Origin of the sequence: Heliorestis convoluta (assembly GCF_009649955.1) — a bacterium.
Lineage (GTDB): Bacteria > Bacillota > Desulfitobacteriia > Heliobacteriales > Heliobacteriaceae > Heliorestis > Heliorestis convoluta.
The window spans coordinates 2,330,858-2,346,535 of record NZ_CP045875.1 but is presented as its reverse complement, the minus strand read 5'-3'; the positions used below and the strand labels follow the sequence as shown (position 1 = coordinate 2,346,535).

At 44.4% G+C, this 15,678-nt stretch carries 13 protein-coding genes, 1 tRNA gene and 1 other annotated feature (1 of these 15 running past the window's edge); all 14 genes read right to left on the bottom strand.

The genetic code is table 11. The features are described 5' to 3' along the window. Positions 1 to 16: 16 nt before the first annotated feature. The gene (gene nifN / locus FTV88_RS11235) at positions 17 to 1,306 is read right to left on the bottom strand and encodes a nitrogenase iron-molybdenum cofactor biosynthesis protein NifN (RefSeq protein WP_243137104.1); all 1,290 of its coding nucleotides are present in this window, start codon (positions 1,304 to 1,306) and stop codon (positions 17 to 19) included. Beyond that, a complete protein-coding gene (gene nifE / locus FTV88_RS11230; RefSeq protein WP_153725705.1) occupies positions 1,303 to 2,661 on the bottom strand; it encodes a nitrogenase iron-molybdenum cofactor biosynthesis protein NifE in 1,359 nt (452 codons plus the stop codon). Before nifE ends, nifN begins: the two co-directional genes overlap by 4 nt. A 147-nt stretch (positions 2,662 to 2,808) precedes the next feature. After that, positions 2,809 to 4,257: a nitrogenase molybdenum-iron protein subunit beta gene (nifK, locus tag FTV88_RS11225; RefSeq protein WP_153725704.1), complete on the bottom strand. Its 1,449-nt coding sequence runs from the start codon at positions 4,255 to 4,257 to the stop codon at positions 2,809 to 2,811. 3 nt (positions 4,258 to 4,260) lie between these two features. Further along, positions 4,261 to 5,673 (bottom strand): nitrogenase molybdenum-iron protein alpha chain, encoded by a 1,413-nt coding sequence (gene nifD / locus FTV88_RS11220; protein ID WP_170285787.1) that lies wholly within the window; start codon positions 5,671 to 5,673, stop codon positions 4,261 to 4,263. Positions 5,674 to 5,745: 72 nt separating this feature from the next. Beyond that, positions 5,746 to 6,600: a nitrogenase iron protein gene (gene nifH / locus FTV88_RS11215; RefSeq protein WP_153725702.1), complete on the bottom strand. Its 855-nt coding sequence runs from the start codon at positions 6,598 to 6,600 to the stop codon at positions 5,746 to 5,748. 33 nt (positions 6,601 to 6,633) lie between these two features. Then, on the bottom strand, positions 6,634 to 7,020 hold the full coding sequence (locus FTV88_RS11210; RefSeq protein WP_153725701.1) for a P-II family nitrogen regulator: 387 nt from the start codon (positions 7,018 to 7,020) through the stop codon (positions 6,634 to 6,636). Between the two features lies 1 nt (position 7,021). Continuing rightward, positions 7,022 to 7,339 carry a P-II family nitrogen regulator gene (locus FTV88_RS11205; RefSeq protein ID WP_153725700.1) on the bottom strand — a complete coding sequence of 106 codons (318 nt, stop codon included), beginning with the start codon at positions 7,337 to 7,339 and terminating at the stop codon, positions 7,022 to 7,024. Positions 7,340 to 7,863: 524 nt separating this feature from the next. Further along, positions 7,864 to 8,175, bottom strand: a complete 312-nt coding sequence (locus FTV88_RS11200) for a hypothetical protein (RefSeq protein WP_153725699.1) — start codon at positions 8,173 to 8,175, stop codon at positions 7,864 to 7,866. 84 nt (positions 8,176 to 8,259) lie between these two features. Next, positions 8,260 to 9,231, bottom strand: coding sequence for a diguanylate cyclase domain-containing protein (locus FTV88_RS11195; RefSeq protein ID WP_153725698.1), 972 nt, complete (start codon positions 9,229 to 9,231; stop codon positions 8,260 to 8,262). Positions 9,232 to 9,599: 368 nt separating this feature from the next. Next, positions 9,600 to 9,689: transfer RNA gene (locus tag FTV88_RS11190), tRNA-Ser, on the bottom strand. A 130-nt stretch (positions 9,690 to 9,819) separates the two neighbouring features. Beyond that, positions 9,820 to 10,992 (bottom strand): PAS domain-containing sensor histidine kinase, encoded by a 1,173-nt coding sequence (locus FTV88_RS11185; RefSeq protein ID WP_162008006.1) that lies wholly within the window; start codon positions 10,990 to 10,992, stop codon positions 9,820 to 9,822. Positions 10,993 to 11,240: 248 nt separating this feature from the next. Further along, positions 11,241 to 12,512 (bottom strand): serine--tRNA ligase, encoded by a 1,272-nt coding sequence (serS, locus tag FTV88_RS11180; protein WP_153725696.1) that lies wholly within the window; start codon positions 12,510 to 12,512, stop codon positions 11,241 to 11,243. Between the two features lie 120 nt (positions 12,513 to 12,632). After that, entirely contained in the window at positions 12,633 to 14,213 is a 1,581-nt protein-coding gene (serA, locus tag FTV88_RS11175; RefSeq protein ID WP_153725695.1) for a phosphoglycerate dehydrogenase, read from the bottom strand. A gap of 4 nt (positions 14,214 to 14,217) precedes the next feature. Then, positions 14,218 to 15,381, bottom strand: coding sequence for a pyridoxal-phosphate-dependent aminotransferase family protein (locus FTV88_RS11170; protein WP_153725694.1), 1,164 nt, complete (start codon positions 15,379 to 15,381; stop codon positions 14,218 to 14,220). 107 nt (positions 15,382 to 15,488) lie between these two features. Next, positions 15,489 to 15,678 (bottom strand) — a binding site (T-box leader); it runs 16 nt beyond the window's last position.

The following is a 15,678-nucleotide window of genomic DNA, read 5'->3' as shown; positions in this document are numbered from 1 at the left end:
CCACCTCCACTCGTTTTTATTGAGATGACATGGTGTTAAGGACATCAAAGATAAATCGTTGTGTTCCTCGATAACCAATCCATACTTTTTGAGGGATGCCTGCTCTATCAAAGACAGGCAGGCCTGCTCGCAAGTGCGGTATTTTCCAGGGGACAGCAACTTGACGAGCGTTAGAGTTGGCTATAATTAAGTGGCTTCCGGCCGCTCTTTCTTCTAGATGTTCTAAGTCACCGACAGCAATGGGCAGATTTTCAGGAATGAATGCTTCCTGTAAGGGTGTGGCAGTGAGAGCTATGTTGATATGAGCGCCTACTTCTTGTAAGCAGCCACTTAAAGAGAGGAGTAAGTCAGACTCTAAAGCAATGGAAATTCGTTTTTCAGCCAGTGCATCGTGGTAATCGGCTAAAGTATCGAGCAAGCGACTGCGCTGGCGTAGCAGTTGTGTTGGAATTGGCTTTCCAGATATTTCAGAAAGCTTTAGATAAAAGTTATCGACGGCTTCTAAGCCTGTTAGCGATGGAATGTTGCAATGGGCAATTCCATGCATTTCTTGAAGCTTTTGGCCAACTACAGCCATGCTTGTGCCGAAAGAAAATGCTGCTACAGCGCCAGGAATTTTTTTGATTTCTTCTAGGGTAATTCCACCTTGCACAACGGGCGCCGGTTCCAATTCGGCGTGACCATCGAGGGAAGTGGAGATGTCTGGCAAGACAAGGCTTTTGAGCCCGAACAAGGTCAGAACTTCTTTTAATTCTTCTACGTCAGCCGGGGTGAAATGGGCACCTGGAAACAGAGCAACAGTCTGCCCTTCTTTTGGAACTTTTTCCACCGTTAGGGTTTTTAGCAGGGATAGTGTAGCCAACTGATACCCTTCCTGCAAAGAACCTACGTAATCGGCTGTTCGTGTCAGAACGACTGGAAGGTCCGCTAGGTCCGTTCTTTCTTGACGCATGGCCGCAAGAGCGCTTACCATGTCATCGCCAAAAGTTTCGGTGAGGCCTGAGCTCATAACGCCGATAATTTGTGGTTTGAACTTATCAGCACCTTTGGCAATTCCTTTTTTGAGATGATCCCAGCCACCGAAGATGGCTGTATCTTCTAATAGGGCTGTTGAATTCAATGGAATAGGCTCTTTGAAATGCCTTGAGAGCTGAAGTCGGATGAAAGTTGAACATCCTTGTGATCCGTGCAAGAGTGCTAAGAGACCGTCGACGCCCATATAGGCAATGGTAGCACCAAGAGCAGGACTGTTTTTTTGTGGATTACCACTATAGCTACGCTGTTTTAGCTTGATTGGAGCTTTCACCTTGCTTCACCTCCTGGTGGAAAAGATTGGCGGAGCTTTTCCCAGACGGGGCTGAATACAGTGCGGTGAACGGCTTCTGCGAAAGTGACCATGCCTCTATAACCTGCATAGGGCAAGCTACGGCCGTGATTAATATCTAAAAAGGGTGTTCTTGTCTTATGGGCCAGATATTTTGTTTTACCGCCAGCTACAATTAAGTCGGGCTTTTTCTCAGCGATCAGTGTTAAAAAGCCTGCCGCACTGGTGTCTTCGATAATCTGCGCTTCTGGATCCATGAGAGCTTTCATGCGCAGAAAATCTTCTGGCGTCGAGTTCTGCGTCCCACCGGCAAGAACTTCAATCCCCAGTTCTTTCAACGTTGTGACCATGGACCAAGTTTTTACGCCCCCTGTAAAGAGGACGGCTCTTTTCCCGGCTAACTTTTTCTTGTAGGGGTCAATAATTTGGCGTGTTTTTTCTTCTTGTTCAGCAATATGCTTTTCTGTTCTTTCGATCAGACTTTGATCTCCCAGCATCTGTGCTATCATTCGCAAGGTTTCGCTTGTGTCGTGAATCCCGTAAAAAGATCCTTCTATATAAGGCATGCCCCACTTTTGTTCCATCTTCTTTACCAAGTTGGTCAAACTTTTGGAACATACAAGGACATTCAGTTTGGCGCGATGAGCTTTTCTAATATCGTCAAAGCGGCCATCACCGCTGATAGATGAGAGAAGCTTGATTCCCAATGCATCAAGGGAAGGTAGAATACCCCAGAGATCCCCGGCAATGTTGTACTCACCGATAAAGTTGATAGCAAAAGGATGGTCTTCTTCTGGTTCGGCTGTACCAATAACTTGCTGTAATAGCACTTCACCAGAAACCCGGTTGCCGATGTTTTTGTCTCCCATAAAGCCTGGGGCATTTACAGGAATAACAGGTACGGAAACTTCTTTTTGTGCTTCTTGGCAAGCTTTATCGATATCGTCGCCAATGAGGGCAGATACACAGCTGGCATAGACAAAAATTGCTTTTGGCTGATGAGTGTAGGCTACTTCGACAATGGCTTTTTCTAATTTTTTCTCACCGCCGTAGACAACGTCCATTTCATGTAAGTCTGTAGTAAGACCTCGGCGGTACAGTTGTGGACCCGAAGAACGGGCACCTCTGTTGTCCCAAGAATTCCCGGCACAGGCAATGGGACCGTGAACGATGTGAGCGGCATCAGCAATCGGCATGAGAACAACTCTTGCGCCATCAAAAGCACAGCTTCTTTCAGCGCCTTCACCCGGCAGGGCTTTCATGCAGAGCTTGGGGGCTCCTTTGTCTTCGAGAGGACATTCTTCTTTGAGATGAAGTTTAGAGAGATTGACAAACATCGCTATCCCCCCTTTTTGTTTCTTCTTAACTGGGCTGGGGGACCGGGGCGACCAGCTGCCTTTCTCGCGCGGGTGCCGGGTTCCCTCACGGTAAAGGCAGTCTGGTCTGTGAGGTCCCTCTATCGAAATAGTAAGAGAGTGACAATTTTAGCGGAGCAATTCGAACCTTTCATCGGAGCAGGTTCTGTCTAGCTCTTCAATGAAGGTGTTGGCAATCAAGCTGATTAAGTTGATTGCACCCTGGTAACCAACAATCGGAGAGCGGTGTAAGTTGACACGGTCTGTTAAAGGGAAACCTACGCGAGCCAAAGGGATTCCGGCGTCTTTGGCTAGGTATTTTCCATGGGAGTCACCAATGAGCATGTCAACAGGTTCTGTCATTAAGAGAGAATGTAAGTGCCAGAGGTCTTTGCCAATGTATACTTTTCCTTCTGAGCCAAAAGGGCTGCTGGCTAAGAGGGCATCCATTTCTTTCTTGAATTTTGCGTTTCCGTTGGTGCATACGATATGAACTGGCATGCCGCCCATTTCGAGCAAGAATCCTACGAGTCCGATCAGCAAGTCCGGATCTCCAAAGAGTGCGAAACGGCGTCCGTGAATATATTGGTGCGCGTCTGTGGCAGCATCCACTGCACGACCACGCTCTCTTTCTAATTCAGCAGGTACAGCTTTGCCTGTCATTTCTGTCAGAGCCATCAAGAAGTTATCGGTGTTCTTAATACCAATTGGCATGGTGACAACTTCGGTGTTGATCTTCTGAACATTTTTGACAAACTTAAAGCTATTCTGGGTTGAATACTTCTGCATGAAGACGAAGCCAGAAGCGTTCAATGCATCGGCAAGCTCTGCCATGGGTGTGCCGCCTGGGTAAAGCTCGTATTCTCCCGTATGGGGCGCATCCATGGGTTCACTTGCATCAGGAAGGATGGTGACAGGAATGCCCATGGCATCTACGAGACGACGATATTCTCGCAAGTTGGCTGGATAAGCATCAAAGCCAGGTACCAGATAGAGTCTTCCGTTGGTCCATTTACCGTGGCGAGGATCGGCCAAGGATTGTAGCAATCCTTTGAACATGTTATCCCAGCCTGTAATGTGGGAACCCACAAAACTAGGTGTGTGAGCGAAGGCAATGGGAAAGTCTTCAGGAATGGCACCTTGGTTGCGGGCGTTGGTGATAAAAGCTTTCAAGTCATCGCCGATAACTTCAGCCATACAGGTGGTAAAGACAGCCATCATGGCAGGGTGGTAGAGTGCATGGGCGTTTTTTAGCCCATCTATCATGTTGGCCTGCCCTCCGAATACGGCAGCGTCTTCTGTCATGGAATCAGAGACGGTCGGAACAGGCTCACGGAGGTGGCGGCTCAAGTTATTCCGGAAGTAGGCGGCACAACCTTGAGAACCGTGTACAAAAGGAAGGCAGCCTTCGATGCCAAGGGCACAGAGCATCGCGCCTAGGGGTTGGCAAGCTTTGGACGGGTTGATCGTCAAGGCTTCACGGCTAAAGTTTTTCTCTTTGTACTCTTCTGACTTAATCCATTCGGAAATCGCTTGATTGTCACAGCTGTTGTTACAGCAAGTCGTATCGACGCTCATGGGCTACACCTCCTTCGCACTTTTTTTCCAGGGCGCTTGCGATAAAGCCCAGGTTGGACTGTTGATGGCCATATCCATGTCACGAGCGAAAATGGGGAATCCATCATAGCCATGGTAGGGACCGGAGTAATCCCAGGAGTGCATTTGACGGAAAGGAACGGCCATCTTTTCAAAGACATATTTTTCTTTGATACCAGAACCAATCAAGTCTGGCTTTAGCCGTTTTACAAACTCTTCGAATTCGTAGGCCGTTACGTCGTCATAAATAACAGTGGCATTGCCCATCTCGGGGATGGTGCGGTCGTAATCATCTTTGTGGGCAAATTCGTAACCTGTACCGATTACTTCCATACCCAGGTCTTCGTATGCTCCGATGATGTGACGTGGTCTCAAGCCACCGACATAGAGCATAACCTTTTTCCCTTCTAGGCGAGGGCGATACTGTTCGATTACTTTTTCCATTTGTGGCTTATACTTGGCAATAACGGCTTTGGCCTTTTTCATGATCTTTTCGTCAAAACGCTCGGCAATTTGAAGGACAGATTCTTCTATCTTAGTAGGACCAAAGAAGTTAAACTCCATCCAAGGAGTACCATATTCTTCTTCGAGGTGTTTGCAGATGTAGTTCATACTGCGGTAGCAGTGAATCAAGTTGAGCTTTGTTTGATGGGCTGTTTGCAACATTTCAGCGGTACCATCACCGGTCCAGATGTTGGTTACAGTAAGACCCATCTCTTCTAGAATTGTTTTCGTGGCCCAAGCGTCACCACCGATATTGTAGTCACCGATTAAAGCCACGTCGTAGGGACCGACATCGGCTCTTTCTTTTTTTCCGATCATATGGTCGCGGATGGCATCGTTGGCAATATGATGTCCTAAAGATTGGCTAATGCCACGGAAACCTTCACAACGAACAGGCACAATAGGCATATCTAGTTCTTTGCTCATCTTCCTAGCGACCGATTCTATGTCGTCACCGATCAAACCGACAGGACACTCTGACTGAATGGAGATGCCTTTGACTTTTGGGAAAAGTTCTTTGATCTCTCTGATTAGGGTTTCTAACTTTTTGTCACCGCCATAGACGATGTCATTTTCGGTGAAATCAGAGGTGAATTGGAAGGGGACGAAGTTATCGACCCCTCGTTCACCAGCAGCCAGGTTCCGTCGGGTGGACCAGGAATAGTAACCGCAACCAACAGGACCATGGGAGATATGAATCATATCTTTAACAGGACCAAAAACAACACCTTTTGATCCGGCGTAGGCACAACCGCGAGCCGTCATGACACCGGGAATCGTTTTGGAGTTGGACTTAATTGCACAGGTGGTGCAGCCTTCATCCTTAACGACGATGTGTTTGGCCCTCATTTTTCTGGCTTTTTCCGGGTAGGCCGATAAAATATCATCGACCATCTCCCGACTGACTTTTGGTTGTTCACTCACAGGCCACACCCCATTTCTTTATAATTATTGAAGGCTTTTTATTTAAGCTAGTTTCGCTGCCGCTGTTTCTTCGTCTTCTAAGATACCGTAGTCAAGAAGTAGATCTTCGAGCTCGTCAACGCTAAGTGGTGATGGGATAACTAGATTTTTGTTTTCGTCAATTTTTCTGGCGAGTGCTCTGTATTCGTCTGCTTGTGGATGCTCTGGGGAGTACTCGATAACAGTTTGACGACGAAGCTCCGCTCTTTGAACTTGGTTGTCACGTGGGAGGAAATGAATCATTTGGGTACCGAGACGTTTGGCTAGCTCATCAATAAGTTCATATTCTTTATCAACTTTTCGGCTGTTACAGATGAGACCGCCTAAACGAACTTTCCCGGAAGAAGCGTATTTCAAAATACCTTTGGAGATGTTGTTGGCCGCGTACATGGCCATCATTTCACCGGAGGTAACGATGTAAATTTCTTGCGCCTTGTTCTCACGGATGGGCATTGCGAAACCACCGCAAACAACATCACCTAAGACATCGTAGAATACATAGTCTAGATCAGGCGTGTAGGCACCGTTTTCTTCGAGGAAGTTAATGGCTGTGATAACACCACGTCCAGCACAACCAACACCCGGTTCTGGACCGCCTGATTCCGCACAACGGATACCCGCGTAACCTTGTAGTAAGACATCTTCTAACTCTAAGTCTTCGACGGTACCACGGTCACGAGCAAGATCCATAACAGTGGCCTGGGCTTTGGCATTCAGGATTAGCCTTGTCGAATCTGCCTTAGGGTCACAACCCACAATCATCACTTTTTTTCCCATCTCTGCCAGCGCAGAGACTGTGTTTTGGGTGGTGGTGGACTTACCAATTCCACCTTTACCGTAAATGGCTATTTGACGCATGGCCAATCCTCCTTTATGTCTTTCCGTTCTTTGTTAGCTAACCGCTTCGACACCACTTTCCTCCGTACGAACACGAAGGATTTCTTCCATTGAAGATACGAATATCTTGCCATCTCCAATATGGCCTGTTCGGTTGGCAGCCATGATGGCTGCAACAGCACTTTCCACTTGATCATCTTGTACGATGATGGTGAGCATTCTTTTGGGAATCCATTTTATTTCCGGTTCGCCTTGAAGTTGGAGGCCTGCTTCTACGGTGTTAAGCTCTGGGTCTATCTCAGCAGCCCAGCCGCCTATTCCTTTTTGCTTGCCTCGACCTTCAACACTCTGGATGGTCAAAGCGGCAAAACCGGCTTCTTCTAAAGCCTTCTTGGTTGCAGGAACCTGGTGGCGCCTGATGAAGGCAGTTATTTCCTTCATGTTAGAGCCCCCTTTCCCCCGTTCTTACGGTGTATGCTTCTTCAACGGGAGTGATAAAGATTTTGCCATCTCCCATGGCACCTGTCTTTGAGATATTGACGATGGTTTCGATGGCTTTGTCAGCCATGCCATCTTCTACAACCATGAGCAGCATTACTTTGGGGAACTCATCATAGACAATGTCGCCAATGCGCATGCCTTTTGTCTTACCCCGCCCGAAGACGTGCATTTTCGTGAGAGAGTTCAAACCCTCTTCGGAAAGTGCCTCTGCTACAGCTTCTGCCCGTTCAGGCCTGATGATTGCTCGAATCATTTTCATAAGACCCTACTCCTCCTTATATCCTCTTTTTATATTTTTGGAGTGAACTTGCTCGTTCTTCTGACGAGTACGTGATTGGTTATATTTTACTGGGCACCACCCCCTTTTTAAGGTGTAAAAAAAACTCTTACGATCTGCTGCTTTAAGGCGCGCAGTGTACTGGCACCAATCCAGTGCACTGCTATGGCAGCATTGCCATCGTAAGAGTCTTTTACCGTTTCTTTTTACCAAAGAGATGGACGGTTGAAGAAACAAAAAAGCGCCATTTTGAAGTAAACTTTCACTTCAAAATGGCGCCTTTGCCATCTTTTTTATCGATTTCTTTCCGTCAACTTATGCTATTACGATACATCAATTTATTGATAAGGTCACTTCTTATAATCAGGAATCTCAGCCAATTATATCTATTGTAAACCATTTAATTCCGGTTATCTCTTGTTTTCTCAGTATTTCATTTTATTAAATGTTTTTTAAACCTAGAAACCTTTCTTTTCTGATACAAAAGCAAGAGTAGGTTTTGGCTCTTATGATTCTTCCTCTTTTTTCTCTCCTATGATTCTTTCCAGAAGTATGGTGATGTAGTAGAAAAGAGCTCCGAAGATGAGAGTTTTTGGGAAAATCCAAGAATAGGCAACTGCCCAACCAGCAAACAAAGGTGCTAAAACTCGCATACCCCATATCTGATAGATAAAGGGTTCTGTCGTTCCTAAGGCAAGCAAGGCTCCACAAGAGAAAGCAAGAATGATGCGAGAAGAACGATCCGTTGTAAAGAGCAGAAGCCAGAATATAGTAGCCGCTACTATGATTAACGACAGTATCTGGCCTAGTAACTCCACAATACACCCTCCTTATTTACAACTACTCGGAAAATGCTTTTTGTAGCTTGCCCCAAAAGGCACAAGCTCAACAAATTGAAAGTTTTAATTCGCTAAAACTACACGGTTTCGACCTTGGTTTTTCGCTTTATACAAGGCTTGATCTGCACTTAGGATTAGGTCATTCCAACTTGTAATTAACTGTGGTATTTTGGTAGCTACACCAACGCTGACTGTAACGACATTATGAATGGGAGAGCTATTGTGGAAAATCTTCCTTTGTTCGATAGATTTTCTTATGTTCTCAGCAAGCACTTCCGCGCCATGTAAGTTGGTTTCTGGTAGTACTATGGCAAATTCTTCTCCGCCATAGCGACAAACAAGATCTCCTGGACGACGCACTTTTTTATTCAATATTCTGGATATTTCTTTTAGACACTCATCTCCACCTAGATGGCCATAGCTGTCGTTATAGGCTTTGAAGTGGTCAATGTCTAGCATAATTAAGGAAATAGGTATGTTATTTCGGTACGCTCTTTTCCATTCTGTATGTAGGTATTCATCAAAGCGTCGCCGATTGGGTAATTCTGTTAATCCATCAAGAGAAGAGAGTGTCTTTAGTTTTTCGATTGCTTTTTCTAATAGTCCATTGACTGCGAGTAGTTCTGTTTCTCGCGCTTTGCGTTCGTCCATTTCTTTTTTTAGTGCGAGTGCTGAACGAATGCGCGCTAAGAGCTCCACCTTTTTGATCGGCTTGGTAATATAATCAATCGCACCTGCAGAGAAAGCGCGATCAAGCTCTTCCATGTCTTCTAAGTCTGTGACCATAATAATGGGTATGTGACGCCACTCTGGCATGGACTTGATCAACTGGCACGCTTCTAGTCCATTCATAGCTGGTAAAAGGACATCCATTAGAATGAGATCTACAGTGTTCTCTGATAATAAAGCAATTCCTTTCTGAGCTGATTCAACAACAATTACATCGTAATCTTCCCGACGAAGCATTTCTTGGAGAAGGCGTCGAACATCTTCTGAGTCATCAACAATTAGGATGCAGTTCTTTGCTCTGCCCATCTTATTACTTCCCCTTTCTTTCGTCGTTTTTTGTGCCATATCGATGCTAAATTTTTATCTCAGAAAAAAATTTTGGTCCTCCTTTTATGATCCTTCTATGTTTTTGATAAAACTTTTCAGTGATTACTATTCTATTGTAGTAGTGAAATTCCTTCTTCGTGATTCTTGCTGCGGCTTGTTCTTGTGCTTTTTGAAGCATCGCATCTTTTCGAAAAAAATAAAAAACCGTTGAACCTACAGCAGGCGCAGAGTGGCCTTTCTAGGTTCAACGGTTTACCGTCTTTTTTATCTAATTAATTGGTGTATCTTCTTTGGAACTTCAGACTACATAGTCGCTACAAACCGCTCTACACCAAGCTTTTCTTAAGTGGCGGAGAGGGTGGGATTCGAACCCACGGAACCCGCAAAGGTTCAACGGTTTTCAAGACCGCCTCCTTCAACCGCTCGGACACCTCTCCAATGTTACTGAACAAGAAGTTCCTCAAGTGAATTTCTTGCTAAGACTCAATTATTATAATACAATCATATTCCCTTTGCAAGTATTTCTCCGCTTATTTTTCGAGGAAAGTCATGGTAAATAAAAAAGCTTTAGCGTAGACTTTTTTCCTCGTAGCTGCTTTTCGGAACATCGATATAAAATGTACTGCCAACACCTACTTGACTTGCAACGCCCATAGAACCACCCATTAGTTCTATAATTGACTTTGCAATGGGCAATCCGATGCCCGTACCTTCTAAATGTGAATAGCTAAAATTAACCCGTTGAAAGGGGTCGAATATTTTTTCTTGATCTTCAACTGAAATGCCTGCTCCTGTATCGCTTATAGATACACGAATGAAAGTTTCATCTTTTTCTTCACAGTGAATATCTATCGTACCATTGATTCGGTTGTATTTGACTGCATTCGAAAGTAAGTTCACTAGAACTTGCTTCAAACGCCTTGGATCTACTTCTACATGCATACAATCATTGTTACGCGCACGAAGCTTCAATCCTTGCTGTTCCGCCATGGGCATAATGAGTTGAATGCTTTCTTGCAATGTTTTAGTCAGGTTTACCTTTTCTTTCGTTAGTACAACTTTGCCTGCTTCAATACTCGCTTGATCCAGAAGATCGTTGACCAATTTAAGTAAAAACTCACCTGCTTGCAATATTTCGTTAAGGCTTTCTTTCTGCACTTCGTTAAGTGGATGATCTAAATCCGACATAACCAAATCTGCGTAACCTATAATAGCATTTAATGGTGTCCGCAATTCATGGCTCATGGTAGAAAGAAATTTTGATTTAAACAAACTGGCTTTCTCAGCCGCTTCTTTCGCAATTCGCAGACTTTCTTCCATTTTTTTTCGTTCAGTAATATTTGTGACGAATGTGGCTTTGCGAGGCTGACCATCTATGTCATAAAAGAGAACTGCATCGGCTAAAATTGTTAATTCACTACCATCTTTTCTTACAACTTTCCATTCACCACGAACTTCTGACCCTATTTCTACGAATTCTCGATGCATATGGTTCATATAAGGGCGCAAATTCTCAGGTACGACAATGGTAAAATGTTGATGCAGAAGTTCTGCTTTCTCATAGCCATAGATTTTGCAGTAAGCAGGATTTACATATTCAAAAAATCCATTCTCATCCGTAATACAGACACCAACAGGTATCTTCTCTATAACGGCAAAAAAACGCTCTTCACTATTTCTTATAATACTATCAACGGAGATGTGTTTTTTGCTGTCCCTTCCTTCTATCTTTTCCTTCATCTTTTCACACCTCATCGTCTTTCATCTGGAAGCCTTCTATCTTTATAATTTTGCTTACATCTTCGCTTTCAATCATTAAAAGTCCTGCTATTACAAAAAAGAGCCTTGTCGAAGTAAGGCTCTTTTATCCTATTCATCCTATTCAGAATTATTTCAAATTATATTGTTTTTTATAAAAAAAAATTATTCCTCAAACCTATACCTATATTAGGCCATTGAAAAAACGCTTTATGGGGTTATAGAATTTTTTAAGGAACATCAATAGACGTCACGCCCATGTAGGGACGTAAAACTTCAGGTATGATAACAGAGCCATCAGGCTGTTGATAATTTTCTAAGATAGCGGCTACCGTTCGTCCAATGGCCAATCCAGAACCATTCAGTGTGTGAACATACTCTGGCTTGCTTTTCGGTGTTGTTCGATAACGAATGTTGGCCCGACGTGCCTGAAAGTCTTCGAAATTAGAGCAAGAAGAGATTTCTCGATAGGTCTGAAAGCTAGGGAGCCATACTTCAATGTCATAAGTCTTTGCTGCGGAAAAACCAAGATCACCGGAACAGAGCGCTACGACTCGATAGGGCAAGCCCAAGAGTTGTAATATATTTTCAGCATTTTGTGTAAGCTTTTCCAGTTCTTCATATGATTTTTCTGGCTCTGTAAACTTCACCAGTTCAACTTTGTTAAACTGATGTTGACGAATTAAGCCTCTTGTGTCTCGCCCAGCTGCGCCAGCTTCAGCTCGAAAACAGGCAGAATAAGCACAATGGTAGATAGGCAACTGTGCGCCATCGAGAATTTCATTGCTATAGAGATTTGTTACAGGTACTTCTGCCGTTGGTATTAAGTAATAATCGGTTCCTTCTAGATGAAACATGTCTTCTTCGAACTTAGGGAGCTGACCTGTCCCTAGCATAGACTGTCGATTGACGATGACAGGTGGCAAAACCTCTTCATAGTTTGCTTTAGCATGCTGATCGAGCATAAAACTGATTAAAGCTCTTTCTAAGCGTGCGCCCAATCCTTTGTAGACTGTGAAACGAGCCCCTGTAATTTTAGCGCCTCTTTGAAAATCTAGGATTTTCAAATCTTCACCAAGATCCCAGTGTGCTTTGACAGGAAAGTCGAAGCTAGTTGGTTCTCCCCAAGTACGTACCGTTACGTTATCATCTTCCGAAGAACCTTCTGGTACTGACTGGTGAGGCAGATTGGGAATAAAGTAGAGGATCTTTTTCATTTCCTCTTCAATTTGCCCAACTTGTTCATCGAGCTTTTTAATTTCTTCGCCAACTTGGCGCATGGCCAGAATCATTGCTTCTGCATTTTCTTTGGCTTTTTTCTTGCGGGCAATTTCTTCAGATACTTGATTGCGCTGCGATTTCAGTGCTTCTACTTCTACTAGCACTTTGCGGCGTTGCTTGTCCAATTCTAAAAAATCTTCTAGCGATAGTTGGGTACCTCTTCGATTTAGTGCTTGCTGAACAACTTCAGGGTAAGCACGTACATACTTTAGATCGAGCAATGGAGTGCTTGACCCCCTTTCGGTGGGATAGGCGTAGAGACGCTACCAACAGCGTCTCTACCCTCTGATTCCAGGAAAACACTTTACATGAAATAGCGGTGAATAAAAGAAATCAGGGGCTTACTGTAAGTTGACGTACTTCACATCAATAACGCCGTCAATTTCTTTCAGTTGATTCAAGGCAGCTTCTGGAACTGTGCCATCGATATTTAAGATGGCGATAGCAGGACCCCCTAGTTCTTTTCTTCCTAAGTGCATACCTGCGATATTTACATCATGTTCCCCAATGATCGTACCTGTTCGACCAATGATCCGAGGCTTATCAATATGAGGCATTACAAGCATATGCCCAATCGGCGCCATATCGAGACTGAAGTCATCAATGCGAACAAAGCGAGGCTCTTTCTGCATAATAGTGCCAGATACTTTTTTCGTTCCTTTGCTAGTAACCACTTCTAGAGTAATCAAGTTGGCATAGTCATCCATATCGACAGTCTTCGTTTCTGTTACTTTGATACCTCTCGCTTTAGCTACGAAAGGAGCGTTTACATAGTTCACAGCATCTTGTAAGGTAGGACGAAGCAATCCCTTGAGGATCGTTGTTGTCAGCGGATTGACATTGTATTGAGCCAGATCGCCAGCATAGGTTAGAGAAATTTTTTCGATATGACCGTCTGTAACTTGACCGATAAAACGGCCCAGTCTTTCTACTAGATCGAGATAAGGCTTGAAGATGGCCATTAACTCCGGTTTTACGGCAGGAATATTGACAGCAGCGCTAACGGCTTCACCACGAAGGACTTTAACAATATCATGAGCGACATCAACAGCAACGTTGACTTGTGCTTCTTTCGTGGATGCACCGAGGTGTGGTGTGACGAGCACTTGCTCTAAACCAAAAAGAGGGCTTTCGGTCATCGGTTCTTTTTCGAAAACGTCAAGACCGGCTCCAGCCACTTTGCCAGAAGTAACAGCTTCATAAAGCGCTTCTTCATCCACAATGCCACCACGAGCGCAGTTCACGATATAGACGCCATCTTTCATCATGGAAAACTTTTCAGCATTCAAAAGACGATAGGTGTCTTTCGTTTTGGGCATGTGAATGGAAATAATATCAGCTTCTCGAATCACTGTATCAAGGTCTTTAACTTGAACGCCAATGTTTCGAGCCCGCTCTTCTGATACGAAAGGATCATAGGCGTATACAATCATGTCAAAAGCTCTTGCTCTTTTGGCAACTTCAGATCCAATCTTACCCATTCCGAGTATGCCCAGCTTTTTGCCTTTTAATTCCAGTCCAACATACTTACTTCTTGCCCAAGTTCCACCTTTAAGAGCATCATTGGCAGGTGCAATATTACGAGCTAGAGCAATAATGTGTCCTAAGGTAAGTTCTGCTGCTGCAATGGTGTTGCCTTCTGGTGCATTGACCACAACAACCCCTTTTTGGGTGGCTGCTTCTACGTCAATGTTGTCTACGCCCACACCAGCCCGACCAATAACTTTTAGTTTGTCGGCTGCTTCAATAATTTTTTTCGTAATTTTTGTCTCTGAACGAACAATAATTCCTTCGTAATCAGCCACTATGTTGACAATCTCATCTTCAGTCTGCTTTAGTTTTACATCGACTTCAATGTTGCCAGCGGCCTGAAAAACTTCGATACCTTGCTGTGATATAGGGTCGCAAACAAGTACGCGCATAAGATCAAATGATCCCCTTTCTTGACATAATGACTTCTTGTACGGCTTTGGTACCTTGACCAAGTTCTACAGGGTAACCGAGCTCTTGGAGACACATTTCCAGCGCTCCGATGGTAGCAAGAATGTCTAGATGTTGTACATAGCCAAGATGACCGATGCGGAAGATTCTGTTCTCTAGTTGTTTTTGTCCACCGGCGAGAACGACATTATATTCTTCCCGCATTTTTTTATTAATTGCCTTGGCTTCAATGCCTTCCGGTGCCCATACAGCTGTAACAGCTGCAGAAGCAATGGCATCTTCGGCCAATGGCTTGAGACCTAAAGCTTTTACGGCAGCTCGAGTCATATCGCGCAAATAAAGTTGCTTGGCAAACATGAACTCCATGCCTTTTTCCTGGAAGATCTTAAGTGCTTCTCGAAGACCTGTATACTGAGGCAATGCTGGAGTTACTGGTGTCTGACCTTTGTCTAAAAATTTCTTCGCTGAACCAAGATCCCAGTAAAACTTAGGTGCTTTCGATTGCTCATAGGCTTCCCAGGCTCTTGGGCTTACGGAGATAAAGGCCAGACCTGGTGGAATCATAAACCCTTTCTGCGCTGCTGTTACAACGACATCAAGTCCCCACTCGTCCGGCCTTACATCCATTACACCAAGACCTGAAACAGAATCTACAAGTAATAAAGCCGGATGATTGCCTCTGATTTCTGCCAATCCTTTAAGATCGTTGCAAACGCCTGTAGATGTCTCATTATGAGTGACTAAAATGGCCTTGTATTCTTGCTTTACGTCAGCGGCCAGCTTTGCTTTTACCGCTTCTAAATCAATGGCAGTGCCCCATTCGAAGTCAACTTTATCAACGACACAACCATAATTCTTGGCAATGGTCGCATAGCGATCACCAAAGGCACCAATCGATAAAGCGAGTACCTTATCACCTGGTGAGAGAAAATTCACAATAGAAGCTTCCATGCCGCCAGTACCGGAAGCAGGGAGAACAAGAACATCGTACTTCGTCTGATAGACAAATTTGATGCCTTCAGTTACATCTTCAATCAGTTTTTTGAAAGCAGGACCTCTATGGTTGATCAGAGGTTCTGACAGAGCCCTCAATACGCGAGGCGGTACAGGTGTCGGCCCCGGTAACATGAGGTATTCTTTTTCATACATAATCTTATTCCTCCTTAGGATATCCAGGGGTCCTAATTCGTTTGTATACAGAGTCCTTGTATACAAAGTGGGCTGAAACATAAAAACCTCCCGTCACTGACACTATGGTCAGGGACGAGAGGCTACCCGCGTTACCACCCTGCTTGACTTCCTCTCGAAAGTCCACTCAACCATGCGTAACGGACATGACCGGACGATTCATCATCGCCAGCATCAGGGGTGGAAATTCACCAGTTATTAGGATTGGCTCGCATCGAACCCGCCAACTTTCTGCACCTATTCTCTGGTTACTGTTCC

Excerpts from the sequence above, each read along its gene's own strand:
- nifE (WP_153725705.1), bottom strand. The coding sequence starts at position 2,661 with ATGTTTGTCAATCTCTCTAAACTTCATCTCAAAGAAGAATGTCCTCTC.
- nifK (WP_153725704.1), bottom strand. The coding sequence starts at position 4,257 with ATGAGCGTCGATACGACTTGCTGTAACAACAGCTGTGACAATCAAGCG.
- nifD (WP_170285787.1), bottom strand. The coding sequence starts at position 5,673 with ATGGTCGATGATATTTTATCGGCCTACCCGGAAAAAGCCAGAAAAATG.
- nifH (WP_153725702.1), bottom strand. The coding sequence starts at position 6,600 with ATGCGTCAAATAGCCATTTACGGTAAAGGTGGAATTGGTAAGTCCACC.
- FTV88_RS11210 (WP_153725701.1), bottom strand. The coding sequence starts at position 7,020 with ATGAAGGAAATAACTGCCTTCATCAGGCGCCACCAGGTTCCTGCAACC.
- FTV88_RS11205 (WP_153725700.1), bottom strand. The coding sequence starts at position 7,339 with ATGAAAATGATTCGAGCAATCATCAGGCCTGAACGGGCAGAAGCTGTA.
- FTV88_RS11195 (WP_153725698.1), bottom strand. The coding sequence starts at position 9,231 with ATGGGCAGAGCAAAGAACTGCATCCTAATTGTTGATGACTCAGAAGAT.
- FTV88_RS11185 (WP_162008006.1), bottom strand. The coding sequence starts at position 10,992 with ATGAAGGAAAAGATAGAAGGAAGGGACAGCAAAAAACACATCTCCGTT.
- serA (WP_153725695.1), bottom strand. The coding sequence starts at position 14,213 with ATGCGCGTACTTGTTTGCGACCCTATATCACAGCAAGGTATCGAAGTT.
- FTV88_RS11170 (WP_153725694.1), bottom strand. The coding sequence starts at position 15,381 with ATGTATGAAAAAGAATACCTCATGTTACCGGGGCCGACACCTGTACCG.